Consider the following 26,036-nt stretch of genomic DNA (forward strand, 5'->3'; position numbering starts at 1 on the left):
CGGATGGTCGGCAGAAAGTCAGGTGCTCAGGCGGATTAACGCCGCGATGGGGCCGGAGCTTGCGTGCTGCCAGGCGGCAAAGCTGCGGCCTGCGGCACGTGAAACATGCGTCCAGGCGCAGGTTCCCGCGCCAATTTTCCGCAATTTTTTTAAGGGCCCCACGGGGTCCTGATTAATCCGCGCACTCAGGCCATTTTGCCGTCTGGACAGGGAGGTCAGCCCCGTTACGCCCTCTGACAGGGCATCTTTTGCCAAGTGACGTCACGTGCGTGAGCTGCCCGCGGCCTTGCGGGAAATCTAGAAAACCGACTTTCCGCGAGGCTGGCCCCGGAAACATCGAAACCCTGTAAGGCCGCAGAAGCATTAGATAATCCATTCCTGAAGGAATTGCTCCAAATGCGCCCCTGTCCGGCAGCAGGACGTAAAATTTCCGTCAAGCTCTGCAATAAGCAACAATTAAGATTCGCCGTCTAGCGTGCAGGCATCAACTTTTGCAGGAGCAGACACTCAATGAAGACCCGTTTTGCAGCCCTTCTCTGCGCAGCTGCAGCCCTCATGTCAGAACACGCCAGCGCCGCCGAGGTTGAAGTCCTCGTTGGCGATCTGCCGCCAATGGTCAACAAGGATGGCTCTGGCCGGGAGGCGGAGATCATCGCAACCACTCTGGAGCGTTGCGGCCACACTGCCAAATTCACCATCCAACCGTTCACGCGCCACTGGCAGTCGTTCGAGTCCGGAAAAGGGGACGCGGTCGCCACCGTGCCGGTTGGCATGCCGACCGCAGGCACGCAGACTGAACCCTACGTTTCCTATCAGAACGGCATCTCGTTCCTCAAGTCCTCGGGCGCGCAGGTAAGCACGCTTGGAGACCTGAACGGCATGAAGATTGTTGCCTTCGAAGGCGCCGCCAGCATCATTCCCGGGCTTTCCGACGCGACCGGCGGCTTCAAATCCTACCGCGAGATGGCCGATCAGGAAACACAGAGCAAGCTTCTGTACGGCAAGCGCGTGGATGGCATCGTCGGCGACGGCATGCTGTTTGCAGAATTCGCCCGCCATTTGCAGGAAGCCGGTGCCGCGTCGGGCGTGGATGCCAGCCAGCCGATCGAATTCCGTGCAATCTTTGAACCGACCCCCTACGGCATGAGTTTCCGCGACCCCGCCATGGCGGAGGCATTCAGCCGCTGTTTTGCCGAGCTTGAAGAAGAAGGCAAAATCGCTGAGATCAATACCCGTTGGACCGACAAATACCGCGACGCGCTGTCGGACAACTACATGTCCTACTGACCCCGGTTTAAACGCACAGCGCCAGAGGGCCGTGGCGATGCCGGCAGCGGGCAGCCTGTAAAAGCAGGCCGCGCCAAGCCAGTCCGCCACTGCCTGATACCGCCTTTGGCACCGGGCGAGGTCCGGTGCCAAAGACAGCACAAGATTGTGCTTAGCCTCTAAGCGGAGTGTCAAATGAGACGCTTGAAGAAACAGATTTTTGCGATGTCCATCAAAAAGCGGCTTCTGCTGCCGATCATCGCATGCATCTTCCTGTCAAACGCAGCCTACACAGTGTTCTGGGCGTCGAAACACTCCAGTGCGCTGCTTGAAGCTTTCGAGAGTGAAGTGAACTTGGCGCAAACCTTCATGGCGCCTCCGGTGGCGGCTGCGGTTTGGGATTTCAACAGCGACGCAGCGCTTGGAGCGGTTCAAGGGGTGACAGAGATGCAGGATGCGCTGTTTGCCCAGGTTCTGGTGGATGGCGAACCGTTTGCGGAAATCTTTGTAGATGAAAGCCAGCGCGAAAACTGGACTGCCGCGGTCCCCGAACTGCTGGCGGCGGCCGATGGCACAACGAGCCTGCAGGCGGGCGCGCTTGCCTACGTTACCTTTCCGGTGCTGCACCCCGAAGGGGGACAAGTTGCGCAAATGGTGCTGGGTTTCAACAACGGCCGGGTGCAGGCAACGATCCAGCAGCTTTATCTGCAGTCGGCTGTCATCAGCCTTGCGGTCTGCCTGATCGTCGGCCTTATCGTTTTCTTCTCGGCGGCCTCGGTCACCAAACCGCTGCACCGGATCATCAATCGAATTACAGCGCTGCGGGAAGGTGATACCGTCAGCCCGGTGCCAGAGGAAGGCCGCCGCGACGAACTGGGCCACCTCGCCGGCGCTGTCGGCCAGTTCATCGAAGCGATGCAGGCCAATGCAGAGCTTGAAGAACAGTCGCGCCGCGCTGCGGAGGAGCAGGCGGGCGTGGTGCAGGAATTGGCTGCCGGTTTGAACAATCTGGCCAAAGGATTGCTGTCGCACCGCATCACCCGGGAGATGAGCGGCGAATACACAACGCTTCGCGCGGACTTCAACCAGACGGCTGAATCGCTGGACGGGCTGATCGGGCGGGTGCTGCACACCATCAGCGAGATCGAAGAGCAAACCAATCGCATGGCCCAAGGGTCCGACGACCTGTCGCGCCGCACCGAAACGCAGGCGGCGACCTTGGAGCAGACAGCTGCGGCCCTGGACCAGATCACCACCAATGTGCGCGACGCCACAGAGCAGACGGGCTCGGTCGAGCACACGGTATCGGACACCCGCGCGGAAGCCTTGCGCTGCGGCGAGATTGTCCAGCGGGCGGTCGAGGCGATGCGCGAAATTGACGCCTCAGCGGCCAAGATATCCGAAATCAACGGTGTTATCGAAGGTATCTCTTTCCAGACGAACCTGCTGGCGCTGAATGCCGGTGTCGAGGCGGCAAGAGCCGGTGAAGCGGGCCGCGGCTTTGCGGTTGTCGCGTCAGAAGTCCGCGCCCTCGCTCAGGCCTCCTCCAATTCCGCCAGCGAAATCAAGGGTCTGATTGACGCCAGTTCGGAGAAGGTGAAGGTAGGCGTGGGACTGGTTGATGAAGCGGGCCAAGCAATTACCCTGATCATCGAGAAAATCCAGAGAGTGTCAGAACTGGCGGTTCAAATCGCGGTGTCCTCCCGTGACCAAGCTGCAACCATAAGCGAGATCAATTCGGGTGTGACTGAGCTTGATCGTGTGACCCAGGAAAATGCCAGCATGGTGGAGCGATCCAGCGAACAAGGGCAGATGCTGAAGCGGGCTGCGGCAGAACTTGCGGAGCTCGTGGCAAGTTTCAAGCCGTCGCAGGAAACTTCTTCCGTCTCGCTGCAGAGCGCGGCAGCGGGGGCATGGGAGCCTCAGGCGTTAAAAGAAAGGCGCCTGGCAGGTTAAACCCGGCAGCTGAATTTAGAATAGCGGGGCCGTTGTGCCCCGCTTGGCTGTCTGCGGTGCCGTGACATCCGGACAGTGACGTAAGCCACGATGTGCACGCGGCCCCGCAACGGCGCGTTATCTGGCTGATATGATGGGGGCAGGCTAAGCGCGGCCGCAGGCGCCCTGATGCCTGCTAACCGGCCCTACGTACTCTTCTGAGGGAGCGCCTCATCCGCTCCGGTTGTGTAATCGCGGATGACCGCAGTGCAGGTCATCCGCGAATAAGTTTCCTCCTCGCAGCCCCTAGGGGGAGCCAGTGTCGCCACGGCTAAGCGCGGCTGGTGCCCCATCAGGTGCTATAAGAAAGTAATCGCATGCTTCTGCGTACGGCAGGGCAAAGCCCTCCGTCCAGGCTGCGCCAAGCGCCTTAGCGGCGTCCCGAGCACTGCGGGGTGACGTGACCCGGATATTCGGCACCCAGCCCTGCGGGGACCCGGCAAGCGTTTCAGCTGTATAGTGAACCGCGACCAAGTCGCCACTAGGCCCGCAGACGGCGAGAGCAGTCTGCTCCGGCGGCTGAACCGCCGGGAGCTGCCATCCGCAAACCCGGGCATAAAAGGCTGCGGGGAATTCCGCGCCGTGTGAAAGGTAGACCTCCGGGCCAAACTGCAGGCGCGGTGCGGGAAATCCGTGCCGCGACAGCGAAATGCCGAACAAAGCGCCCAGCGGATCGCGTAACAGCGCATTGCGGCCGACGCCGGGAACCTCGAACGGAGGGCGGACGGTTTCCCCGCCAAGACGTTCGGCTAGCGCGGCAGCAGCATCTACATCGCTGACTTCGGCATAAGGTATCCAGCCGCCCGACAGACCCGCCGGTGTTTCGGCAAGACCTGCCCCCGCTTCGCCGTCGGACAGGGCAAGGACAAAATCCCTTTCCCCGCCGCCCCAGGCAAAATCTGCGGCCCGCTCAACCTGGTAGCTCCAGCCTGCGACCTTCTGATAGAACGCCATTGCACCGTCCCGGTCACTGGTGAACAGGTCATGCCAGACAATCTGGCCGGTTTTCGCTGTTTGCATCGGCTCACTTCCTGTAATCTTTGATTTTCTTGACTTCGCGGACCATCTTGCCAAAGGCCTTGTCCCGCGACCTGCGTTCGGCAAGGCTGGCGGAGTTGAAGGCATCTTCGGCCATCAGCTTGCGCCAACGCTCCAGCTGTGACCTGTCAATTACCTCCTGTTCGACAGCCTGCAACACGGCGCAGCCCGGTTCGGTTTCGTGCCGGCAGTCGTTGAAACGGCATCTGGCTGCCAATTCGCTGATCCCGGCAAACAGGCTGTTGATCCCGTCCGCAGCATCGGTCAGCTGCAATTCCCGCATCCCGGGCGTGTCGAGGATCAGGCAGCCATCCGGTGCTGAGTGGAGTTCGCGCCGTGTGGTCGTGTGCCGGCCTTTGGCGTCATCTTCGCGGATCGATTGCGTCTCGATCGACTGGCTGCCGAGCAGGGCATTCGTCAGCGTGGACTTTCCGACGCCGGAGGAGCCCAGAAACGCAACCGTCCTGCCGGGTTTGCACCAGGGCGCGAGCGCGGTTTTCGGCGCTGGGCCGCGCGCATCCAGTGCGACCACTTCGGCCGCATCGGAAATGGCCCGGGCCGCATCGGCATAGCCGTGCGGGTCTTCTGCCAGATCCGTCTTGGTCAGCACGATGACCGGTGTGATCCGCGCTTCGAGTGCCAGCGCAAGGTAACGCTCCAGCCGGGCGATGTTGAAGTCCTGATTGCAGGATGTGACGATAAAGGCGGTGTCGATATTCGCCGCGATCAGCTGTTCTTGCCGGCCGGTGCCCGCCGCCCGCCGCCGGATAAGGCTGGAGCGCGCGAGGATCCTGCTGGATTGCGGCCGTGCGCTGTTCAGCATCAGCCAGTCGCCGACAGTCACGTCCTGCCGCGGTGGCAGTGCCGTGGCGAAATTGTCGCCAACTGCGTGCAACGCATTGCGATGCACGGCCACGATGCGGACGGGCGGTGCCGCTGCCATCTCATCAGCGCTGATTTGCTGCGAAAAAAACGGCTGCCAGCCCAACGCTTGCAGCGCCGTGACGCGCTTGGCCTGGCCGTCCAACGGGGTGGTTGAAAAAAACTGGGAATAGTCCCGTGTCATTGGAGAAACTCTCATGTCTCGGCCACGAGCAGCGCCCGGGCCTGTCAGGTGTGGGAAAAAAGATGTGCAAAACAACAGGCCCGCAACTTCATCAGAAGCGCAGCTATTCGGTTGTCTGTTTTGCACCGGGAGGCTTATTGCCTCCCTTCCTCACCAGGACATAAAATCTCCAATTTGTCTGACGCCAATATAGGGCGAAGGCCAGCGCGGCACAACCTCCTGCGGCTAATCGCGCCCGGGCGGTTTCACATCCCTCACCGGCACCGGGGACGCTTGATCCCGCGAACCCGCTGGGGCGCGCCTGATCGCATTGTCCCTAGCCCGGCAAGTGCATCAGCCCGACGCAAGCAGATCGCGCATCATCCGTTCGGATACCGGCTTTGTCAGAGCTGCCAGCCGGGACACCCCCTTCAATGCGCTGGGGGTCCGGGTTGCCTCACGCGTTGACATAAGAACGAGGCGGCATCCGGGGTGCAGGCTGTGCGCCATCTGCAACAGATCCCATCCGGACGCGCCGTCGTTCAGGTTGAGGTCGCTCAATACCAGATCCAGTTTGCGCTGCTGCTGGACCTGCACGGCGGCTTCGGCGAAGCTTGCGGCCCGAAGCGGGACATAGCCAAGCCGTTCCAGCGTGCTGGCTGCAGCGGCAAGGCTGGCCGGATCATCATCAACCACAAGCGCTGTTCCCGGAGACAGCGAGCGTGCGCAAGGGTTGGCCTCTTCCGTCAGGGGAGGGAAAGCCATGGTCACGGTTGTACCCCGATGCGGCTGCTCTGTCCGTGAAGCGATAGTGAGATGTCCGCCGGACTGGTGAACAAAGCCATCGACCATGGACAGCCCAAGCCCGGTCCCGTTGCCGTCATTGCGGTTGGTGAAAAAGGGCTCTGTTGCGCGCCGCAGCACCTCGGGTGGCATACCGCAGCCATTGTCCTGGAGGGACACATGCGCAGCTCCGTCTTCTCCGGTGGCAACGGAAATGCGGATGGTGCCAGGTCCGCTGATTGCCTGACCGGCATTGACGCAAAGATTCAGAACAGCGCTTTCGAGCTGTCCCGGGTCAACCCGTGCGAAGACAGCGGCCAAGGGCCGTTCGAATTCCAGGGAGACAGTATCGGGCAGGGCGATTTCCAGAAGGTCAGCCATACCGTCAATCAGCATCCCGATATCGGTCGCCTGCGGTTCCAGATGCTGTTTCCGCGCAAAGGCCAGCAGCCGTTCTGTCAGCGACACAGCCAGATCAACGGCCGACCTGATGCGGGCGCGAAAGTGCCGCGACTGGTCCGCGTCCGCGCTTTCCAGAAGGTGCAGGTTGCCGGAGATGCTCGACAGGATATTGCCGAAGTCATGTGCGACCTCACCGGTGACCTTGCCCAGTGTCTCGACCCGGCGGATCTCCTCCAGCCGTTCTTCGATGCGCTTGCGTTCGGTGGTCTCCGACAGGAGCCAGACCGCGCCGCCGTCTGGCAGCGGCGAGTGGCGCAGTTCCAGCACGTGGCCGCCGGCATCGGCGTATTCCTCGAACCCGCCGCGTTCGCCCGCGCTGGCCTGCCGGATGAAAGGGGAGCGGTCGATCAGGGCCTGCATGCCCGCTGCGGGGCTGCTGTCCTCCCGCGGCAGGCGCAGGAGGGTGCGCAAGTTGTCGTTCTCCGCTTCGATCCGCCCGCTGGCGGACGTGATGGCGACGCCATCCTTGATGTTTCGGAAAACACGCGAAAACAGGGCGTTCTGGCGGCGGATTTCTCCGGTGCGGCGGTCGAGTTTGCGGGCATTGTCACGAAAAACCTGAAAGGCTGCGAACAGTTGGCCGATCTCATCCTCGCCGGCGCGGGCACGGGGCAGGTCGCTGCGGTGGTCGCCGGCGGCAAGTCTGCGCATGGCGTCGGCAACCCGGCGCAGGTTGCGGGCGACATAGCGCGAAACGTAAAGCGCAGAGGTCACCGCGACCAGAAGGCTGATCAGCGTCAGCGCAAAGAAGGAATTCTTGGCAATCCCGAGATTGTTTGAGGTTTCGGCACGGGCCTGGCTGAGGCGGGCCTCTGCCTGCGCGACCTTTTCCTCGGCATAAGCGGTGATCCGGCCGGTCTCTTGCCGGATGCGGAAGAGGGCGTTTTCTGCGTCAAGCTGTGCTGCGATTTCGCGGTGCTTGAGCACAAACAGGCTGCCGCTGCGGATCAGGGCCTGTTGAATTTCATCGAAGGCGGTGCGGTGGACGGGCAGCAGACGCGGCTCGATCTGGTCGCGGGCGGCAGTATAGAGGCGGGTGTGCTCACCAAGCTCGATCAGGGCATTGGCCCGCGCGGCCCCGATGGCGCTGGCCGTCAGCTGCTGCAACCCGGCCCAGATCTCCCGCTCGGCCAGCGGCAGCGATGTGTCGCCTGCCAGCCGCCGGACCCGCTGATTAAGCCGCAGCATGTCGCGGCCGATGGCGGTCAGATCGGCCTTGCGCGCGGTTTGCGGCACCAGCGCGGCGGTCAGATCGTCAATGGCCAGCCGCAACCGCGCAAGCGGCAGGTCAAGGGCCTGATCGCTTGCAGCGTGCGCTTCGATGCTGCGGAGGTGGTCGCGGACGTTTTGCGCCTCCTGTTCCAGCTGAAACGGCGGAAAGAGCGCGTAGAGAAAGGGCGCCGATGTTGCCAGGCCGGCCGCGCGGCGGGACAGGTCGAGCGCGTCGGAGACCTCCGTCAGCGTGTCCTGGTGCAGAACGTTCATCCACAGCTCGGTCCGGTTCAGCACCCGCATACCGATGAGGCTGACCAGCAGGATCAGCCCGAACAGCACCGCAATGGCGGCGGACAGGCGGAAACGGACGCTGAGGCGGGAGAGCGCGGGCATCCGGGATCAGCCGGGCGACAGCTGAAACAGGTAACCCTGCGCGCGGCGGGTCTGCAGATGGACGGGTTTGGAGGGCACCGCTTCGATCTTGCGCCGCAAGCGCAGGATTAGCACGTCTATTGTGCGATCCACATAGCGCTGCATGTCGGATCCCAGCTCCTCCAGCAGTTCCGGACGCGGGATCACCCGGTTGGGGTTTCGGGCGAAATACTCCAGCAGCCGGTATTCAGCGTTGGTAAGCGGGATCTCCTCGCCGTCCTTATCCAAAAGGCGGCGGTACTGCACGTCCAGCCGCAGGTCTCCAAAGCCGATTTCCTGCCCCGGGGCAGCGCTTGGCCGGGTGGTTCCATGGCCATAGCGGCGCAGCACCGCGCGGATGCGCGCGACAAGCTCGCGCGGGTTGAACGGCTTGATCATGTAATCGTCAGCGCCGGTCTCCAGCCCGATGATCTTGTCGATCTCATCTCCGATGCCGGTGAGCATGACAATGGGGAGCTGATAGCGCTCGCGGATGTGAATGGCCAAGGTCAGACCGGATTCTCCGCGCAGGCGCAGGTCGATCAGCGCCAGATCCACCGGCGGCGGGTCGCCAAGGGCGTGAAACGCGGCGATACCCGCGCAGCAGACGGCGTCAAAGCCGCTCTCTTGCATCAGGGCGGAAAGCGTCTCGCGCACGTTCGGGTCATCGTCCACGATGGCGATGAGCGGCTGCGCTCTTCCTGCCTGCATGCAACCCTCCTCCTGCTACATCACGCGGCATCCTGCGTTGCGGCCTGACGGAGCGGCCGCTTTTCTTTCAGTGCCGCAAAACACTGCTTTGTTTAAGGGGAGGAGACAACGATTGTAACACTGTTAACATTAAACCGCTGCGTCGCGGGTTCCGTTAACAAAAACCTGGCTCGCTTTCCGCCAGCTGCCGTCTCTATCCTCAGCCTGCCAGCGCCGCAACAGACGGGAGCCAGTCCCGGGGCGGCGTTCAAAGGGAGGAAAACATGGTAGATATTTGGACCCGTGCCGCGGCGGCACTGGGCGTTCTGTCACTGAGCGCCGTGGCTGCAACCGCGGGCGAAGACTGCGCAGACCGTGGCGCGCTGGACGTTCTGTATTGCGATGCAAACGGTGACCTCGTTGCTGACACGCCCGCCGAACCGGCGAAGCTGAGCAACCCCGACACGCTGGTCTTTGCGTACACCCCGGTCGAGGACCCCGCCGTGTATGCAGACATCTGGGAGCCGTTCATCGCGCATCTGGAAGAGGTGACAGGCAAGGACGTGCAGTTCTTTGCGGTGCAGTCGAACTCTGCCGAGGTTGAGGCGATGCGCTCCGGCCGGTTGCATGTGGCGGGCTTCTCCACCGGGCCGACGCCGTTCGCAGTGAACCTCGCCGGGGCGGTGCCCTTTGCCATCATGGGCGCAGAAGACGGCCAGTTCGGCTATAAGCTGCAAGTCTTCACCCAAGCCGATTCCGATATCGAAAGCGTGAAGGACCTGGCCGGCCGCCGTGTGGCGCATACCTCGCCCACTTCGAACTCCGGCAACCAGGCGCCGCGGGCGCTGTTCCCCGATTTGGGCGTGGTGCCCGATCAGGACTACGAGGTGATCTATTCCGGCTCGCACGACCAGTCGATGCTGGGGGTGGTCGCGGGCGACTACGACGCGGCGCCGGTGGCGTCCGAAGTGGTGGACCGAATGGCGGAGCGCGGCCTTTACGACCCGGCCGACGTGCGCAAGATCTGGGAGAGCGATCCCTTCCCGACCACCTCCTTCACCGTCGCGCACAACCTGGACCCCGACTTGGCTGCGAAAATCAAGGAAGCCTTCTTCTCCTTCGAATTTGCGGGCACCAAGCTGGGTGAGGAGTTCGATGGCGTCAGCAAGTTCATTCCGATCACTTACAAGGATCAATGGGCGGTGATCCGGCAGATCCAGAAGTCCAACGGCGTCGAGTACACGCCGCAGGGCCTGGCAGGGAAATAGCCCCCCCTAACTTTAACGCCCGGCCGGGCAGCGCATCGGCCGGGCACACCTGTGGCCGCCTGCCGGCCGCCGCCCGAAGCAGCGCGGCACGGCCGCAGCTGAGCTATGCTTGAAAGTCCGCAATGCTGAAAATCTCCAAACTGACCAAGCGCTACGGATCGGGCGATCCGGTGCTGAAAGAACTGGACCTGACAGTCGAAGGCGATCAGCTCACGTCGGTCATCGGGTCTTCCGGTGCCGGCAAGAGCACGCTGCTGCGCTGCATCAACCGCCTGGTGGAGCCCACCTCGGGATCCATCGACCTCAACGGCACCGAGTTCACCACATTGAACCGCCGCAGCCTGCGCATCGCGCGCCGCCGGATCGGCATGGTTTTTCAGGGCTTTAACCTTATCGACCGGCTAACGGTGATGGAAAACGTCCAATCGGGGCGCCTGGGGTATATCTCCACCTGGGCGGCGCTGACCCGGCGCTACCCGCGCGAGGATATCCGCCACGCGTACGAGCTGATGGAGCGGGTCGGTATAGCGCATTACGCCAACAAGCGGGCGGATGAGCTGTCGGGCGGCGAACGCCAGCGGGTCGGCGTTGTGCGCGCGCTGATGCAGCGGCCGGAGATCCTGCTGGCGGATGAGCCGACGGCCTCTCTTGACCCCAAGACCTCAGAGCAGATCATGTCGCTGCTGCGTGATCTGGCATCGGAGCTGAAGCTGCCGGTCATCATCAACATTCACAACGTGACGGAAGCCAAGGAGTACAGCGACCGCATTGTCGGCATGCGCTACGGGCGGATCATCTTCGACGGCCTGCCTGCCGGGCTGGGCAAGGCTGAAATGGACGAGATCTATGCGGGCGTGCCGGCACAGGATCGGGCGCAGGCTGGGGCGGCGGCATGAGCACAGGCAAGGACACCTGGCGCAAACCGCCCTTCATAGCCAATCCGGCGCTACGCTATGGGCTTTATGCCGTTGCGGCTATTTACTTTGTTGTCACCTTGGCAACCCTGCCAATCGACTGGGAGCGGGTTTCCGACGGTCTGACCCGCGCGCAAAGGATCTTCAGCGGTGCTTTCCCGCCCAGTTTCGACAGGGCCGGGCTGCTCTTTGATGGCTTCATGGAAAGCCTGAAGATCGCCATTCTTGCTACCGCGGGGGGGATTGCCGTCTCGGTTCCGCTGGCATTTATGGCGGCGGGCAATATTTCTGTGAAACCCGTCTATCTGCTGGGCCGCGGCATCATCATCGTTGCGCGCAGTTTCCACCCGGTTATCGTGGCGATCATATTTGTGAAAGCGGTGGGCTTCGGCCCCTTTGCGGGCGCCTTGACACTGCTGGTCTATTCCATCGGCTTCGTCGCCAAGCTGCTTGCGGAGCGGATTGAGGAAATCGACTTTGGACAGGTGGAAGCCATGCGCGCGGCCGGGGCGGGGTTCATTGCGACGCTGGCTTATGCGGTGCTGCCGCAGATCATGCCGCGCCTTGTGGGGCTGGGGATCTATCAACTGGACAGCAATCTGCGGGCCTCTGCCGTGGTCGGCATCGTCGGGGCGGGCGGTATCGGCGCGACACTGGCCAATGCCTTTGGCAGATATGACTACGACTTCGCGCTTGCCATCACCATGGTCATCGTCGGTGTGATCCTCGTATCCGAGGCGGTGAGCGGATTTGTCAGGAAGCGGATCGCATGATGAGCAGAGAAACCTTGCACGGCGCACAGGATCACTGGTCGCGTTTCACTCTGCGCCAGCGTCTGCTGCGGTATGGCGGGCTGGCCCTGACGCTTCTGGTTGTCGGCTGGGCGCTGCGCAGTATCGACGTGATCTGGGCCTGGGTCTGGGACGCCCCGTCGCAGATGGCAGACCTGTTCGGCCGCATGATGCCGCCGGACCCCCGCAACCTGCCGACGATCCTGGAGGCGATCTGGCAAACGGTGAACATCGCCTCGCTGGCGACGATGATCGCGGTCGTGGTGTCCCTGCCGGTTGCCTATATCGCGGCGCAGAACACCACCCCGAACAGGGCGGCTCTGTGGGCCGGGCGGTTCATCCTGGTGTCTTCACGGTCGGTGAACACCATTATCTGGGCGCTTCTTTTCGTGGCCATCTTCGGGCCCGGCATCGTGGCGGGGATCGCAGCAATCATGTTCCGCTCCATCGGTTTTCTTGGAAAACTTCTGGGCGAGGCGATTGAGGAGATCGACCGCAAGCCTGTGGAGGCGCTGGAGGCCGTCGGCGCGTCGCAGTTCAAAATCGTTCTCTACGCCATCGTGCCGCAGGTAATGCCCGCCTTTTTCGCGGTCGCCATTCTGCGCTGGGACATTAACCTTCGGGAATCCACGGTGCTGGGCCTTGTGGGGGCTGGCGGCATCGGGATGATCCTGCAAGGCGCGATCGACACCTTCAATTGGCCCGAGGTCTCCATGGTGCTGCTGACGATCCTTGCGCTGGTGGTCTTTGGGGAAGTGGTGTCTACCTATCTGCGCAAAAAGATTCTTTGACCGTACCGGGCGGCAAACAAACACCCAGGCCGCTATACCTTAACGTTCTGGTATCCTATGCATTGCGAGCAAACGGAGGGAGAGGGCGCGGGGGGCGCGCGTGTGCCTGTCCGGGGCTAGCAGGATGATTGAAGGGAAAAGAGCTACGATGATCGGCACGGATTGGGCGTTTGACAGGTACGAAAGCGTGCGGGCGGCCCTGCCGCAGGCAGTGTTTCCGCCGGTTTCAAAGTCCGGCCATGACTTGGGTGATACGTCCGCGGATTATGACGCCTATATCCTTGACGCCTTTGGCGTGCTGAACCGTGGCGAAACCGCGATCAGCGGTGCCGTGGAGCGCATGGCCGCCCTTCGCGCCATGGGGAAACAGCTGATCGTCCTGACCAATGCAGCCAGCTACACCCGTGCAGGTGTGTTGGCCAAGTATCGCAGGCTCGGGTTTGATTTTTCTCCGTCCGAGGTGGTGTCCAGCCGCGATGTGGCCTTTGCTGCGCTGCCAAAGCTGCCGCAGGGCAAAGTGTGGGCCGCGGCGGCGGCGGAAGGCGATGATTTCAGCGACGCGCCCGACGCGGTCCGGATCGCACAGCTCGCTGAAAACCCTGATCTGTTGCGCACTGCCGGCGGGTTTTTGCTATTGTCCTCGGCGCGCTGGAGCGAAGAAGACACTGCGGCCGTGACACGCGCGCTGCTGGCAGACCCAAGGCCGCTTGTTGCTGCCAACCCGGACCTTGTGGCGCCGCGCGAAAGCGGGTTGTCGGTCGAGCCGGGGCTGATCGCGCATGAGATCGCCGGGCGCACCGGCGGGCGGGCAATGTTCTTCGGCAAGCCCTTCGACAACGCCTTCGAGACCGCCCTGGCCCGGCTGGAAGGCATTCCGCGGCACCGGATCGCGATGGTGGGGGACACGCTGCATACAGATGTGCTGGGCGGGGCCGCCGCAGGCATCGGCACAATTCTCATCAGTGAGCACGGGCTGTTCCGGGGGCATGATGTGGCGCCGTACATCGCCAGAAGCGCGATCCGGCCTGACTGGATTGTCGCCACGACGTAGGTCCCTCATCCGCTGGCGGCTTCGCCGCGCAGCCCGATCCGGTAATCAGGTTCGTTTGCGGGACGCTAGAACTCCGGACTCCTGTATGATCTCAGAGACCTGGTGCTCCTTGCGGTAGGCCATGACATGAACGCCGGACACGCCGGCGATCTCGCGCATCTGCTGGATAAGCTCCACACAGATTTTCTTGCCTTCTTGTCCGGGCTTATCGGCCTTCTCCATCCGGTCGATGACTGCATCCGGAATATGGATCCCCGGCACGTTCGAGCGCATCCAGCGCGCCGCCCGCGCTGACGCCAGCGGGCCGACGCCGGCCAGGATGAAGACTTTCTTGTCCAAGCCCATATCCCGGACCCGGGCCATGAACTTTTCGAACAGGGGCACGTCGTAGATATAGTTGGTCTGGATGTACTCGGCCCCGGCCTCGACCTTTTTGGCCAGCCGCTCCGGGCGCCATTCATAGGGCGGGATGCAGGGGTTTTCAGCCGCCCCCAGAAACAGCAGCGGCGGATTGGTTATGGTGCGCCCGGAGAGGAACTTCCGCTCATCCCGCATGGTCCGGATGGTGCGCAGCAGCGACAGGGAATCGAAATCGAACACCGGCTTGGCGCCCGGCTGGTCCCCCACGCCGACACCATCACCCGTCAGGCACAGAACGTTGCTGACCCCCATGGCGGCAGCACCCAGCACGTCCCCCTGAATGGCGATCCGGTTCCGGTCCCGGCAGGAGATCTGGTAGACAGGGGAATACCCCGCCCGGGTCAGCAGCGCGCTGATCCCGATGGAGGACATATGGCAGTTCGCGCCCGAGGCATCCGTGGCATTGATGGCGTCGGCAACCTCCCCAAGAGGGCGCGCGGCGTCATAGACATCCGCAGGGTCAGCGCTGTCCGGCGGGTTCAGCTCCGCCGTGATGGCAAAGCGGCCGGAGCGCAGCACCCGTTCCAGCCGGCTGTGCGAGACATGGCCTTCGGGCGGCGGTGAATAGGGCTGGGGCAAACTGTGGTCCATCATTTCGCCCCTTTCTGAGCTTGTGCGGGCTCCTCCGCCAGCGGCGCAGCGGAGGGTTCATTCTTGCGGGCGCCGGGAAAGGCGTCGGCAATAGCGGTGCGGCGTTTTTCCCGGGCTTCACGCAGATGGGCTGCCTTTTCGCGGCTCACCCGCAGCCACGACGAAGACCCTTCGAGGTTGCGTTCCACCGGCGGCAGCACGGTTGCAATCTGCGCGCCGCCCTTCATCCGCGACGCGCCGTCCCAGGCCAGCACCCATACGCATTTCATTTCCGGTTTCACCTCACAATACCCGCCTGTCCGCACCCCGCCGCACGGTCCGTTGCGCAGCTGCTTGGGGCAGTTCATCGGGCAGGACATGCCGGTCGAGGACAGCACGCACTGCCCGCACATCTTGCAATCGAACAGCACGGTCTTGACGCATTTCTCGACAAAGGCGACAGGACGCTCGACCCGGTCATAGCCGATTTTTCTCAGGACCGGATCCAGGGCGATCATGACCTGTTCCACCCGCTTGTATATCCACTCAAAACTGCGGGAGTGGCGAATGGCGAACAGGCGAATCCGGTACATTGAGTTTCCCTTTCTCCAGGCACTTACAACGTCTTGTCCATTTGCGAAGGCTGCACTGGTATTGAAATAGTCTTTGCGCCCCCGGCCTTCATGTTTTGTCCTGTATCCGGACCGGCGATACCCGCCGGATGTTTCCGCTCCGGACCGCGGCTGCGGATTGGACCAAGCCTTAGCCTGCGGCCGCATTAGAAAGGCTCGAATAATTGTTAGTGCATGACGGGTCTTCGGTCCATCAGGACGATGGATCAGGCTGCACCTGCTTGTCGCGGCAAGCGCATTCTATTGCGGCCGTTCCTTACACCCCTTTGCGGCCTGTGCCTTAGAGCAGCAGTGTTTCCTGACGATAGGCGCAGGCCAGTGCGGCAGCGCTGGATCATCCCTCCGTTGACATGAATGTTGATTCATGTTTCATATTTGGCAGGGAAAAATCAGGGAGGAGCCCTCATGCTGCGCTTGTTTGCGTTGACGGTTGCTGGTGCGTTGATGTCGTCTGCAGCCTCTGCCGAAATCCGGATTGCCCATGTTTATGGCAAAACCGGCCCGTTTGAGGCTTATGCGGCCCAGTCGCATATTGGCCTGCAGCTGGGGCTGGAATATGCCACCGGCGGCACGATGGAGATCAACGGCGAGAAGATCGTTGTGATCGAGAAGGACACGCAGCTGAAGCCCGATATCGGCCGTGCCCAGCTGGAAGAAGCTTTCGGCGATGATGACGCGCATATCGCTGTTGGCCCCGTAAGTTCCGGCGTGGCTTTGGCCATGCTGCCGGTTGCCGAGGAGTATGAGCGCATTCTGATCGTCGAACCTGCGGTTGCGGATTCGATCACCGGCGCGAACTGGAACCCATACATCTTCCGCACTGGCCGCAACTCATCGCAGGACGCAATCGCAAATGCGGTGGCGCTGGGCGGGGAGGGCGTGACCATTGCGACCTTGGCGCAGGACTATGCCTTCGGCCGCGATGGCGTGGCGGCCTTCAAGGAAGCGCTGGAAGCGACCGGGGCCTCAATCGCCCACGAGGAGTATGTGCCGACCGACACCACCGATTTCACGGCGGCGGCTGAGCGTATTTTCACCAGGATGGGCGAGGTTGAGGGAGAGAAGAAGCTCTTCATCATCTGGGCCGGCGGCGGAAACCCGATGGGCAAGATCAACGCCATGGAGCCCGAGCGCTTCGGCATCGAGATCGCGACCGGCGGCAACATTCTGGCCGCGCTGAAGGCATACAAAGAACTGCCGGGCATGGAAGGGGCGACCTACTACTACTACGAGATCCCTCAGAACCCGGTGAACGAATGGCTGGTGAAAACCCATTTCGAGCGGTTTGACAGCCCGCCGGACTTCTTCACTGCCGGCGGAATGGCGTCCGGGCTTGCGATTGTCGAAGCGATCAAGAAGGCCGGCGGCGCAGAGGACACCGAGGCGCTGATCAAAGCAATGGAGGGTATGTCCTGGGAAACCCCGAAAGGCACCATGCAGTTCCGGGCCGAGGATCATCAGGCCATGCAGCCCATGTATCACTTCCGCACCGAGGTCCAGGACGGCAAGGACTATGGCGTGCCGGTGCTCGTGCGTGAGATCGGCATGGACGAAATGAACATCCCGATCCGCAACCAGTAAGCCGCGGGATGCTTCCCGCCCATACTCCGGGGCGGCCGCTGCGGCCGTCCCCGGGGCAGGGATAGAAAACAATGACCCAGACACTTCTCGAAACGGACGCGCTTACCGTGCGGTTTGGCGGCCACGTGGCGGTCGACGCGGTGTCCTGCAGCTTTCGCGCGGGCGAGCTGACCGCCATCGTCGGGCCGAATGGCGCAGGGAAGACCACCTATTTCAACCTGATTTCGGGCCAGATCCCGGCCGGTTCCGGCACCGTGAGGCTGATGGGCGAGGATATCACCCGCCTGGGCGTGGCCGGCCGCTGCCGCCGCGGGCTGGGGCGGGCGTTTCAGCTCACCAATCTGTTTCCCAGCCTGACAGTTTTCGAAAACGTGCGCCTGGTGATCCAGTCGCGCCAGCACAAGGGGTTCGGGCTGTTCTCGATGGCGGACAGCCACACGGAACTGACCGTGGCGGCAATGGCCATTCTTGAGCGGGTGCGGCTGGACACACAGAAAGACCAGCTCGTGTCAGAGCTGCCGCACGGCGATCAGCGCAAGCTGGAAGTGGCGCTGCTGATCGGGCTGGACCCGGCGGTTTACATGTTTGACGAGCCAACGGCGGGGATGAGCGTTGATGAAGCGCCGGTGATTTTGGATCTGATTGCGGAAATCAAGGCAGACCGGGAGCGCACGGTTCTGCTGGTTGAGCACAAGCTGGATGTGATCCGCAGCCTCGCCGACCGCATCATCGTTTTGCACAATGGCGCGCTGGCTGCCGATGGCCCGCCTGCCGAAGTCATGGCGTCTGCCGTGGTGCAGGAAGCCTATATGGGCAAGGAGCTGGATCATGTCTGACCCGATCCTGTCGCTGCAGGCGGTGCATACCGACATCGCGCAGTATCATATCCTCCAAGGGGTGGACCTTGAGGTGCCGCGTGGCCAGGTGACCATGCTGCTGGGCCGGAACGGCGTTGGAAAAACCACGACGCTGAAGACCATCATGGGCCAGTGGACCGCCAAATCGGGCAAAATTCTGTACGACGGCCAGGATATCACCCGCTTCCCCGTATCGGCGCGCGCAAGGGGCGGGATCGGCTTTGTGCCCGAAGACATGGGTATTTTCAGCGATCTGACGGTGGAGGAGAACATGGTGCTGGGCTGCACCTCCGGACCGCTGGAGGGCGCGCGCAAGGACTGGCTTCTGGGGGCATTTCCGGCTTTGGGCACTTTCTGGACCAGCGAGGCGGGCAACCTGTCAGGCGGGCAGAAGCAAATGCTGTCGATTGCCCGCGCGATGGCCGAAGACCGGCAGCTTTACCTGATTGACGAGCCGACCAAGGGGCTTGCGCCAGCGATCGTCTCGACCATGGCCCAGGCGCTGCGGGAATTGAAAGGGCAGGGAGCCTCGATTTTGCTGGTGGAGCAGAATTTTTCGGTCGCCAGGGCGCTGGGCGATAGCGCCGCGGTCATGGATGACGGACGGGTGATCTGGAGTGGAGCAATGTCGGAGCTGGCCGGAAACAAGGACCTTCAGGAACGCCTGATGGGTCTCAGCATGGAGGCGCACTGAGATGACCGCTGCCCCCGATCACAGACCCACCTTCGCCAGTATCAGCCTGGCAGAACGGCTGGATGCGGCATTGCCTGTTCTGCTGATCCCCTTGCTTGTCCTGCTCGGGTTTTTCGCCATTGGCGCGCCCTCGTCCTGGTTGACGCTGACTGTGTCGGGCCTGGCCATGGGGATGATGATCTTCATCATGGCTTCGGGGCTGACACTGGTCTTTGGCCTGATGGATGTGATCAACTTCGGTCACGGGGCCTTTGTTTCGGTCGGCGCCTTTGTCGGGGTTTCCGTGCTCATTGCGCTGGGCGAGTGGACCGGGGCGGCATCGCTGCTTTTGAACATGTCCGCTGTCTTCCTGGCCGTCGGTGCCGCGATGACCGTGACTGGCGCCTTGGGCTGGGGATTTGAACGGATCATCGTCAAGCCGGTTTACGGCGCGCACCTGAAGCAGATCCTGGTGACGGTTGGCGGGCTGATTGTGATCGAGCAGCTGATCCACGTGGTCTGGGGCCCGGACGAGATCTTCTTCAACCGTCCCGAAACCCTGAAGGGGGCTGTCACCTTTGCCGGGGCTGCGATGGAGAAATACCGCTTGCTGGCCGTGGCGGTCGGGCTGGCCCTGTTCATTGCCATGCGCATGGTTCTGCGCCGCACCAAGATCGGCCTGATTGTGCGGGCCGGGGTGGAGAACGGGCCCATGGTCGAAGCGCTCGGCTACAGGCTGCGTCTGGTCTTTGTCGGCGTGTTCATCGCCGGATCGGCCCTGGCCGGGCTGGGCGGCGTGATGTGGGGCCTCTATCAGGAGGTCATCACCGCCGGGATGGGCGAAAAGATGATGGTTCTGGTCTTCATCGTCGCCATCATTGGCGGGCTGGGGTCGGTCGAAGGGGCCTTTATCGGGGCGCTTCTGGTCGGGCTGATGCAGAACTACGTGGCCTTTCTGGAACCGAAGCTGGCGCTGGTGTCGAACATCGCGCTGATGACCGCAATCCTGATGTGGCGGCCGCAAGGCATGCTGCCTGTCGTGAAGGCGAAATAAGATGATCGTCAAACTCCTCTCCGGCGACAAGCCGCGCTCCGCGGTTCTGACCGCAGTGCTGCTGGTAATCCTGATCTGTCTGGCCGGTGCGCCGTTCATCTTTGACGGCGTGCGCCCGCTGGATACCGCCGCGCGGATCTGCATCTTCATCCTGCTGGTGGCGAGCTATGATCTGCTGCTGGGCTACGGGGGGATCGTCAGCTTTGCCCACACGATGTTCTTTGGCCTCGGCGCCTATGGTGTCGCGCTTGCATCCACACACATGGGGCGCGGATTTGATGCGCTATTGGCCGGATCGCTGGCGGGTGCCGCGGCGGCAGTTGTCCTGGCGCTGCTGATCGGCTTGTTCAGCCTGCGGGTGCGTGCGATCTTCTTTGCCATGATCACGCTGGCTGTGGCGTCGGCTGTCGCGGTTCTTGTGTCGCAATTCTCGGGCATCACCGGCGGCGAGGATGGTTTGACCTACAATATCCCGCGCGTTCTGACCTCAGCCAACCGCATGGGTGAATTTCTAGGCACACGCATCACCGGCAAGACCTTGAACTATTATCTGGTGTTTTTTGCCTCGCTTCTCCTGTTCCTGCTGCTGCTGCGCATCGTGAATTCACCGTTCGGCCGCGTGCTGCAGGCGATCCGCGAAAATGATTTCCGGGCCGAGGCGATCGGTTACCGCGTGGTGTGGTACCGCACGGTTGCCACCTGCCTTTCGGCGGCGGCGGCGGCGATGGCGGGCAGCCTTTTTGCCATCTGGCTGCGCTATGTCGGGCCGGATACCACGCTCAGCTTCGAGATCATGCTCGACATCCTCCTGATGGTGGTGATTGGCGGCATGGGGACGATGTATGGCGCTGTGATCGGGGCGGCGCTGTTTATTCTGGCGCAGACGTATCTGCAAAATCTGATGGGCAGCGCGTCTGAGGCTACCGCCGGCCTGCCGTTGATCCCTGATCTGCTGAACCCTGACCGCTGGCTGATGTGGCTGGGCATCCTGTTCATCCTCAGCGTCTATTTCTTCCCCTCTGGCATTGTCGGCCGGCTGCGCGAACGGCGCGTATCATGACGATTCCCGTTCTATTTCTCCACGGCTGGGCGATGAACGGAGCAATGTTCAACGACACGGCAGAGCGGCTGGGGGCAGAGTTCGAATGCTACGCCCCCGATCTGCCGGGGCATGGCGGCCGGCTGGCGGACGAAGCCAGTCTCGACGCCTGCGCGGCCCTTGCAAAGCGGTGGATCGACAGCCTGGACCGGCCCATTCTGGCCGGCTGGTCGATGGGGGCAGGGGCCGCGTGGCGTTATGCGGCGAAGCACGGAAACGCTGGCCTGCGCGGGCTGGTCACCATCGACATGAGCCCCCGGATGCTTCCGGATGAGGACTGGGATCTGGGCCTGATCGGGCAAAGCGCAGAAGCCATTCTGGCGACCTCTGACAAAATCGTGCCCCAGTGGACCCGCATGGCCAGCAGTATTGCGCGCAACATGTATGCGCTCTCCAGCGCCCCGGTCCCAAGCCGCGAGGACATAATTGACCAGCTGCTGGCGCAAGACCCCGCCCGCCTGCGCCCGCTGTGGGACGATCTGGTCGCGATGGATGAACGTGAAACGATTGCAAAAATCGCTGTCCCCTACCTTGTCTGCACGGGCGCGCGCAGCAGGCTTTACAGCCAGGATGCAGCGCACTGGATCGCGTCGCAGGCCCGGCGGGCGAGGGTGGAGAGTTTCGCGTTCTCGGGACACTCGCCCCATCTGGAAGAGCCTGAGGCCTTTTGCGATGCCATCCGGCGCTTTGTTGCTGCAGAAGGGCTATCGACCCCAAATCAAGACCAAGAAGTGACCTGATGACCAAGCCTGCAACTGCGAAGCCAAAAACCAAACGCGGGAAGGAGCGCCGGGCCAAAATCCTGGCTGCCGCCGAACAGGTGATCGGCCAAAAGGGCTTTGCCGCCGCCTCCATCGCGGACATTACCCGTGCCGCCGGCACCGCGCTGGGCACTTTCTACATCTATTTCTCGGGCAAGGATGAAGTTTTTCGCGAACTGGTTCAGGACATGGGCCACGCCACCCGGTCCCAGGCCGCGGAGCGGATCGCCGGGGCTGCAAACCGGCTGGAGGCTGAGCGCGCAGGTTTGGAAGCCTATCTGACCGTGGTGCGCGACCGCCCCTTGCAGTACCGCATTGTCGAGGAGGCCCGCTTTGTCGACCCGGAGGCCTACCGCGAGTATTACACTGAGTTCGGCAAGGCTTATGCGGATCAGCTGGATCAAGCAGCCGGCAGGGGAGAAATTTCGCCGGGCGACGCCGAGGTGCGCGCCTGGGCCCTGATGGGGATCGCCAAGACCCTGGGCGAGCGGTTTGTTCTTTGGGAAGACGAGGCCGACATCGAACGGGTTGTTGCCGAGGCCCACGAATTCATTTGCAACGGATTGGCGCCATGAGCGGATTAGTCTTCAGCGACCAAATAGACCTGGCAGGCGGGGAGCCTTGCTTCCGCATCACGATGAAGGCTCCGCGCGCAAATGCGCTGGAGCCCGGTTTGTTGCGGGACTTGCACCAAGCCTTTGATGCGCTGGAGCAGTCGGGCGCCCGGAAAGCACTGATCCTCGGCGGGCGCAATTTTTCAACCGGGGGAGATGTCAGCCGGTTTCATGAGGCGGCACGAAACGGCCGGGCGGAGCAATACGCCGAAGCGGTGGTCCCGGCGCTGCAGGACCTGGTCATGCGGATGATCACAATGCCCGTGGTGATTGCGTCCGCGGTGCGCGGGGCCGCGACCGGCGGGTCGGCAGGCATCTTTTTTGCGTCCGGCATTGCTGCCGCTGAACCGGGCGCCTTTGTGCAACCCTACTACGGCGTCATGGGATTTGCGCCGGACGGCGGGTGGACAGCGCTCCTGCCAGAGTTGATCGGCGCCGGGCCGGCCCAAGGCTGGCTGATGGCAAACTGCCGCCACGGCGCAGGCGAATTGCAGCGCCTCGGGCTGGTTCAGGCAGTTGATGCCGATCCGGAGGCCAGGGCGGCAGAGCTGCTGTGCAGCATCGACACGGGATCTGCCCTGGCAGCTAAGTCGCTGGTCTGGAACAGCGAACGGCTGGCCCGTGTCCGCGCGGGGCTGGACGCGGAAACCGCCGCATTCCGCACATTGATCGGGCGGCAGGGCACCCAGTCGCGGATGGCAAAGTTCCTTCAATCAACCGGATAGATGCGATGTTCGACGTGACCCCGGATATGGCCGCAAAACGGGCGGCATTAACCCCCGATGCTTTGGCTTTTCACGACACCTCCACCGGTCAGGACTGGAGTTTCTCCCGGATCAATGATGCGGCAAACGCAGTTGCAGCGGGGTTGAAGGCGCAAGGCCTGGCAGAAGGCGACCGTGCCGCTATCATCTGCCAGAACAGGGTGGAGTTTTTCATTGCCTTGTTTGCCTGCCAAAAGACCGGGATCATCCTGTGCCCGCTGAACTGGCGCCAGCCAGCACCTGAGCTGGTGGAAACCCTGGACCAGGTAGGCATCTCTCTGCTGCTGACAGACACGGAGTTTCAGGCCACGGCCCGCGAAGCCGCGGCAGGCGCAGGCGCACCGGTTCTGACAATCGAGGAAGATCTTGCCGGCTGGATCAGGGACGGCGGCCCCGCCGTTAAGGCTCCGGTGCCTGCCGAACGGCCCTGGTATCTGCTGTTCACCTCCGGCACCACTGGCTTGCCCAAGGCGGTCATCCAAACGGCACGCATGGCCTGGGCCAATGCGGTGAACATCGGGCAGGCCATAGATATTGCATCTACTGACCGCGCCGCGTGCTTTCTGCCGCTGTTTCACACCGCGGGCATCAATCTATACACCTTGCCGGTGTTCCTGACCGGCGGCAGCTCAACCATTCTGCCGAAATTCGAGCCGGAAACCGTGCGGAGCCTTTTGGCGTCCGGGCGGATCAATCAGTTCTTCGGCGTGCCGGCGGTTTATCAGGCGCTGTCGCTGCTGCCAGGCATCGGAGACCTGGATTGGACCCCGATCCGCTGCGGCTGCGGCGGGGCACCGCTGCCCGAACCCTTGATCCGCTTCTTTGCCGCTGAGGGCGCCAATGTGCTGAACGGCATGGGGATGACCGAAACCGGCCCGACCGTTTTCCTGATGGATCCGGCCCATGCGGCAGAGAAGATCGGATCGGTGGGAAAGCCGCAAAGCCTTGTCGACGTGCGGCTGGCCGGAGTGGCGGATGATACCGAAGGAGCGGGCGAGCTGCAGCTTCGCGGTCCGGGCGTCACGCCGGGATATTTCGGCAATCCCGAAGCAACGGCCAAGACCCTTACCGAGGATGGCTGGCTGGCCACTGGTGATGTCGCCCGGCGGGACGCGGACGGCTATTATTACATCGTCGACCGCATCAAGGACATGTTCATTTCAGGCGGCGAAAACGTGTACCCGGCGGAGGTGGAGCGGGTGCTGAACGCCCATCCCGCTATTCTGGAAGCTGCGGTTGTGGGGGTTCCCGACGCCAAGTGGGGCGAAGCGGGCGCGGCCTTTGTGGTGCTGCGCCCTGGCCAGACCGTCAGCCCCGAAACATTGCGCCCGTGGTGCCGGGAACGGCTGGCCGGTTACAAGGTGCCCGCGCATGTGCGGATTGTCGAAGACTTCCCCCGCACGGCTGCTGGCAAAGTATGCAAACCCAAGCTGCGCGAGGAGTTTTCCGATGATTAACCTGGAGGAGCGCTGGACCCCAACGCAGGCAGATTTCGATGCCTTCGCCAAAGTGTCAGGCGATGACAATGCGATCCATGTTGATCCGGAGTTTTGCGCCGAAACGGCCTTTGGCCGGACGGTAAGCCACGGGATGCTGATCTATGCCAGGCTTTGGGGAATGCTGAAGCGCTATGACGCCGGGCTGTCTCAGGTCAGCCAGAGCCTGATGTTCCCGAACCCGGCCTTTGCAGGTGAAGAACTCAGGTTACAGATCACCGAAGAGGCCCATGGCCTGGTGAGGATGCTGGTCACACGGGTGGCGGATGGCGCGGAATGCCTGACCGGAGAGGCAGAGATCACATGCTGAGAACAGGGCAGACGGCGCGGATAACGCGCAGCTACACCCGGGAAGATCTGGCGGCCTATGCGGCATTGAGCGGCGCCAGCGCCGACAGTGTGCCGGAACCGCTGATCGCGGCCTTGTTCTCCTATCTATTGGGGGTGGAAGTGCCGGGATCTGGCACCAATTATCTGAAGCAGGATCTGGCCTTCAAAGCGCCCGCACCTCTGGATACTGCACTAGAGGCCAAAGTGGAAATCACCCGGCTGCGGCCGGAAAAGCATCTTGTGGATCTTTGGGCCAGCTGCACTGCGCCGGACGGCACGGTGATCTGTGAAGGCCGCAGCTTGGTAAAGGCCAAAGACGTTCCGGGCGCCTTCTCCGCCTGAGTGACAGAGGACCGGTCCGGTCCGGGCTGTTCGGGCCGGGCACTGTTTTTTGATTCCGAGCGGCCTGGAGCGGTGCTCTGGGCAATTTCCGCCTCTCTCAATGGAGGCTGCTACCTGCGTCACGCCAACTCGTCCGTCCGGGCACTCATGCGGCTGATGGTCTGGATGCGGGCTGGCGCGAAGCACGCGGCGGGCGTTTCAGACCGGTTCCGCCCGCTCCTGCCAAAGGCAGACATTGGGGACCGGCCATGGCAGAGAGCGTCCAGGGGAAGATGCAGCCGTTGCAGTGGAACAGCGGCAGGGCCCAGAGATAGACCGCGTGTTTCCGCATCGCAGTGGCCGGCGTGTTGCCCTGCGCTAGCAGAAAGGCGCCGCGGTGGTGCGAGACCAGGCCTTGGGGCCGCCGGTGGTGCCGGAGGTGCAGCTGATCGAGATCGCATCCCGTTCGTCCCCGGGGCATTGCCTTACGCACTCCGGATTGCCGCGGGTCAGGAATACCTCATAACCGGCGGCCTCGGCATCAGTGCGCGGGCCGGCGTATTCCGGGTCGTTGTACTGGATCAGCACGTGTGACTCGGCGGCAAGCGACGGCGCCTCCTGCATCAGCGGCATGAACGCGCGGCCGGCGATCACCAGCGTGAGCATCGCGTGGCCGAGCTGGAATGCGATCACTGCCGCATCGGAGAACCTCGCCGGGGCCGGTTTAACATCGGCTTTCGTGGCCTTTCCCGGTGCAACCCGGCGGAGAATTCCTGTTGAGCGGAATGGGGGCATTCAGGCACTTGCATGCCGAAGTTTGCAACCCGGGATCTGCTAAAGGCGGGCGGGTGAACCGGAAATCCGCGGTCGGAGCGGCAACCGGTTTTTATCCAATACCATCGAAAACCACGGTCTTTCAGCGCCATTTCAACGGCTTGAAGCCGATAAAGCGTTTTGTGAGAAAAAGAGAAATTTCGCCTTGCATCCCGCACGCTTGCGCAGATATACGGGTCAGCGGAGACGTGGCCGAGTGGTCGAAGGCGCTCCCCTGCTAAGGGAGTAGGCGGGAAACCGTCTCGTGGGTTCGAATCCCATCGTCTCCGCCATTTTCCCGGTTCAGCGGGGCCGAAGACGCGGAAAATCT

General features: G+C 62.5%; 25 protein-coding genes and 1 tRNA gene. 19 read left to right on the forward strand and 7 right to left on the reverse strand.

Features of this window, described 5'->3' with window-relative positions; all coding sequences use genetic code 11:
- Nucleotides 1-510 precede the first annotated feature (510 nt).
- Nucleotides 511-1,287 carry a type 2 periplasmic-binding domain-containing protein gene (locus DAEP_RS0118845; protein WP_008557041.1) on the forward strand — a complete coding sequence of 259 codons (777 nt, stop codon included), beginning with the start codon at nt 511-513 and terminating at the stop codon, nt 1,285-1,287.
- Nucleotides 1,288-1,491: 204 nt separating this feature from the next.
- Nucleotides 1,492-3,222, forward strand: a complete 1,731-nt coding sequence (locus DAEP_RS23015; protein ID WP_161787071.1) for a methyl-accepting chemotaxis protein — start codon at nt 1,492-1,494, stop codon at nt 3,220-3,222.
- Nucleotides 3,223-3,507: 285 nt separating this feature from the next.
- On the opposite strand, the gene DAEP_RS0118855 is transcribed toward DAEP_RS23015, so the two are convergent.
- The 4 genes from DAEP_RS0118855 to DAEP_RS0118870 form a co-directional block, all read right to left on the reverse strand.
- On the reverse strand, nt 3,508-4,281 hold the full coding sequence (locus DAEP_RS0118855; protein ID WP_027245761.1) for a VOC family protein: 774 nt from the start codon (nt 4,279-4,281) through the stop codon (nt 3,508-3,510).
- A 4-nt stretch (nt 4,282-4,285) separates the two neighbouring features.
- A complete protein-coding gene (gene rsgA / locus DAEP_RS0118860; protein ID WP_008555402.1) occupies nt 4,286-5,365 on the reverse strand; it encodes a ribosome small subunit-dependent GTPase A in 1,080 nt (359 codons plus the stop codon).
- Between the two features lie 333 nt (nt 5,366-5,698).
- The gene (locus DAEP_RS0118865; protein WP_027245762.1) at nt 5,699-8,197 is read right to left on the reverse strand and encodes an ATP-binding protein; all 2,499 of its coding nucleotides are present in this window, start codon (nt 8,195-8,197) and stop codon (nt 5,699-5,701) included.
- A 6-nt stretch (nt 8,198-8,203) separates the two neighbouring features.
- Complete coding sequence (locus tag DAEP_RS0118870; RefSeq protein WP_008556145.1) at nt 8,204-8,926, reverse strand: response regulator transcription factor; 723 nt, start codon at nt 8,924-8,926, stop codon at nt 8,204-8,206.
- Nucleotides 8,927-9,189: 263 nt separating this feature from the next.
- On the opposite strand from DAEP_RS0118870, the gene phnD reads away from it, so the two are divergent.
- The 5 genes from phnD to DAEP_RS0118895 all read left to right on the forward strand — a co-directional run bounded on the left by phnD (nt 9,190) and on the right by DAEP_RS0118895 (nt 13,720).
- Nucleotides 9,190-10,173, forward strand: a complete 984-nt coding sequence (gene phnD / locus DAEP_RS0118875) for a phosphate/phosphite/phosphonate ABC transporter substrate-binding protein (protein ID WP_027245763.1) — start codon at nt 9,190-9,192, stop codon at nt 10,171-10,173.
- Between the two features lie 122 nt (nt 10,174-10,295).
- Nucleotides 10,296-11,069 carry a phosphonate ABC transporter ATP-binding protein gene (gene phnC, locus DAEP_RS0118880; protein WP_008556096.1) on the forward strand — a complete coding sequence of 258 codons (774 nt, stop codon included), beginning with the start codon at nt 10,296-10,298 and terminating at the stop codon, nt 11,067-11,069.
- Nucleotides 11,066-11,860, forward strand: coding sequence for a phosphonate ABC transporter, permease protein PhnE (phnE, locus tag DAEP_RS0118885; RefSeq protein WP_027245764.1), 795 nt, complete (start codon nt 11,066-11,068; stop codon nt 11,858-11,860). The genes phnC and phnE (DAEP_RS0118885) overlap by 4 nt, the downstream gene beginning before the upstream one ends.
- Nucleotides 11,857-12,669: a phosphonate ABC transporter, permease protein PhnE gene (gene phnE, locus DAEP_RS0118890; RefSeq protein WP_027245765.1), complete on the forward strand. Its 813-nt coding sequence runs from the start codon at nt 11,857-11,859 to the stop codon at nt 12,667-12,669. The genes phnE (DAEP_RS0118885) and phnE (DAEP_RS0118890) overlap by 4 nt, the downstream gene beginning before the upstream one ends.
- A 148-nt stretch (nt 12,670-12,817) precedes the next feature.
- A complete protein-coding gene (locus tag DAEP_RS0118895; protein WP_027245766.1) occupies nt 12,818-13,720 on the forward strand; it encodes a TIGR01459 family HAD-type hydrolase in 903 nt (300 codons plus the stop codon).
- 45 nt (nt 13,721-13,765) lie between these two features.
- Here DAEP_RS0118895 and DAEP_RS0118900 read toward each other — a convergent pair whose 3' ends face one another.
- Together DAEP_RS0118900 and DAEP_RS0118905 are read right to left on the reverse strand one after the other, a co-directional pair.
- Nucleotides 13,766-14,731, reverse strand: a complete 966-nt coding sequence (locus DAEP_RS0118900; protein ID WP_036761286.1) for a methylenetetrahydrofolate reductase — start codon at nt 14,729-14,731, stop codon at nt 13,766-13,768.
- Nucleotides 14,731-15,303, reverse strand: a complete 573-nt coding sequence (locus DAEP_RS0118905) for a methylenetetrahydrofolate reductase C-terminal domain-containing protein (RefSeq protein WP_008553765.1) — start codon at nt 15,301-15,303, stop codon at nt 14,731-14,733. The genes DAEP_RS0118900 and DAEP_RS0118905 overlap by 1 nt, the downstream gene beginning before the upstream one ends.
- Before the next feature lie 444 nt (nt 15,304-15,747).
- Between DAEP_RS0118905 and DAEP_RS0118910 the strand changes: the two genes are divergently transcribed.
- The 11 genes from DAEP_RS0118910 to DAEP_RS0118960 all read left to right on the forward strand — a co-directional run bounded on the left by DAEP_RS0118910 (nt 15,748) and on the right by DAEP_RS0118960 (nt 24,913).
- Nucleotides 15,748-16,923, forward strand: coding sequence for a substrate-binding domain-containing protein (locus DAEP_RS0118910; protein WP_027245767.1), 1,176 nt, complete (start codon nt 15,748-15,750; stop codon nt 16,921-16,923).
- A 71-nt stretch (nt 16,924-16,994) separates the two neighbouring features.
- Nucleotides 16,995-17,759 carry an ABC transporter ATP-binding protein gene (locus tag DAEP_RS0118915; protein ID WP_027245768.1) on the forward strand — a complete coding sequence of 255 codons (765 nt, stop codon included), beginning with the start codon at nt 16,995-16,997 and terminating at the stop codon, nt 17,757-17,759.
- Nucleotides 17,752-18,474 (forward strand): ABC transporter ATP-binding protein, encoded by a 723-nt coding sequence (locus DAEP_RS0118920; protein WP_027245769.1) that lies wholly within the window; start codon nt 17,752-17,754, stop codon nt 18,472-18,474. The genes DAEP_RS0118915 and DAEP_RS0118920 overlap by 8 nt, the downstream gene beginning before the upstream one ends.
- Nucleotide 18,475: 1 nt before the next feature.
- On the forward strand, nt 18,476-19,507 hold the full coding sequence (locus DAEP_RS0118925; protein ID WP_027245770.1) for a branched-chain amino acid ABC transporter permease: 1,032 nt from the start codon (nt 18,476-18,478) through the stop codon (nt 19,505-19,507).
- Nucleotide 19,508: 1 nt separating this feature from the next.
- A complete protein-coding gene (locus DAEP_RS0118930; protein WP_027245771.1) occupies nt 19,509-20,567 on the forward strand; it encodes a branched-chain amino acid ABC transporter permease in 1,059 nt (352 codons plus the stop codon).
- Nucleotides 20,564-21,346, forward strand: coding sequence for an alpha/beta fold hydrolase (locus tag DAEP_RS0118935; RefSeq protein ID WP_084204472.1), 783 nt, complete (start codon nt 20,564-20,566; stop codon nt 21,344-21,346). The genes DAEP_RS0118930 and DAEP_RS0118935 overlap by 4 nt, the downstream gene beginning before the upstream one ends.
- The gene (locus tag DAEP_RS0118940; RefSeq protein ID WP_027245773.1) at nt 21,346-21,942 is read left to right on the forward strand and encodes a TetR/AcrR family transcriptional regulator; all 597 of its coding nucleotides are present in this window, start codon (nt 21,346-21,348) and stop codon (nt 21,940-21,942) included. The genes DAEP_RS0118935 and DAEP_RS0118940 overlap by 1 nt, the downstream gene beginning before the upstream one ends.
- Nucleotides 21,939-22,706 (forward strand): enoyl-CoA hydratase/isomerase family protein, encoded by a 768-nt coding sequence (locus tag DAEP_RS0118945; RefSeq protein ID WP_027245774.1) that lies wholly within the window; start codon nt 21,939-21,941, stop codon nt 22,704-22,706. The genes DAEP_RS0118940 and DAEP_RS0118945 overlap by 4 nt, the downstream gene beginning before the upstream one ends.
- A gap of 5 nt (nt 22,707-22,711) precedes the next feature.
- Nucleotides 22,712-24,202: a class I adenylate-forming enzyme family protein gene (locus DAEP_RS0118950; protein ID WP_027245775.1), complete on the forward strand. Its 1,491-nt coding sequence runs from the start codon at nt 22,712-22,714 to the stop codon at nt 24,200-24,202.
- Nucleotides 24,195-24,551: a MaoC family dehydratase gene (locus tag DAEP_RS0118955; protein WP_027245776.1), complete on the forward strand. Its 357-nt coding sequence runs from the start codon at nt 24,195-24,197 to the stop codon at nt 24,549-24,551. Before DAEP_RS0118950 ends, DAEP_RS0118955 begins: the two co-directional genes overlap by 8 nt.
- Nucleotides 24,545-24,913, forward strand: a complete 369-nt coding sequence (locus DAEP_RS0118960; RefSeq protein ID WP_027245777.1) for a hotdog family protein — start codon at nt 24,545-24,547, stop codon at nt 24,911-24,913. The genes DAEP_RS0118955 and DAEP_RS0118960 overlap by 7 nt, the downstream gene beginning before the upstream one ends.
- Nucleotides 24,914-25,270: 357 nt before the next feature.
- Here DAEP_RS0118960 and DAEP_RS0118965 read toward each other — a convergent pair whose 3' ends face one another.
- Nucleotides 25,271-25,585 carry a hypothetical protein gene (locus DAEP_RS0118965; RefSeq protein WP_027245778.1) on the reverse strand — a complete coding sequence of 105 codons (315 nt, stop codon included), beginning with the start codon at nt 25,583-25,585 and terminating at the stop codon, nt 25,271-25,273.
- 323 nt (nt 25,586-25,908) lie between these two features.
- Between DAEP_RS0118965 and DAEP_RS0118970 the strand changes: the two genes are divergently transcribed.
- Nucleotides 25,909-25,998: transfer RNA gene (locus DAEP_RS0118970), tRNA-Ser, on the forward strand.
- Nucleotides 25,999-26,036: the final 38 nt, after the last annotated feature.

The sequence above is a fragment of the Leisingera daeponensis DSM 23529 genome (assembly GCF_000473145.1).
GTDB classification, from domain to species: domain Bacteria; phylum Pseudomonadota; class Alphaproteobacteria; order Rhodobacterales; family Rhodobacteraceae; genus Leisingera; species Leisingera daeponensis.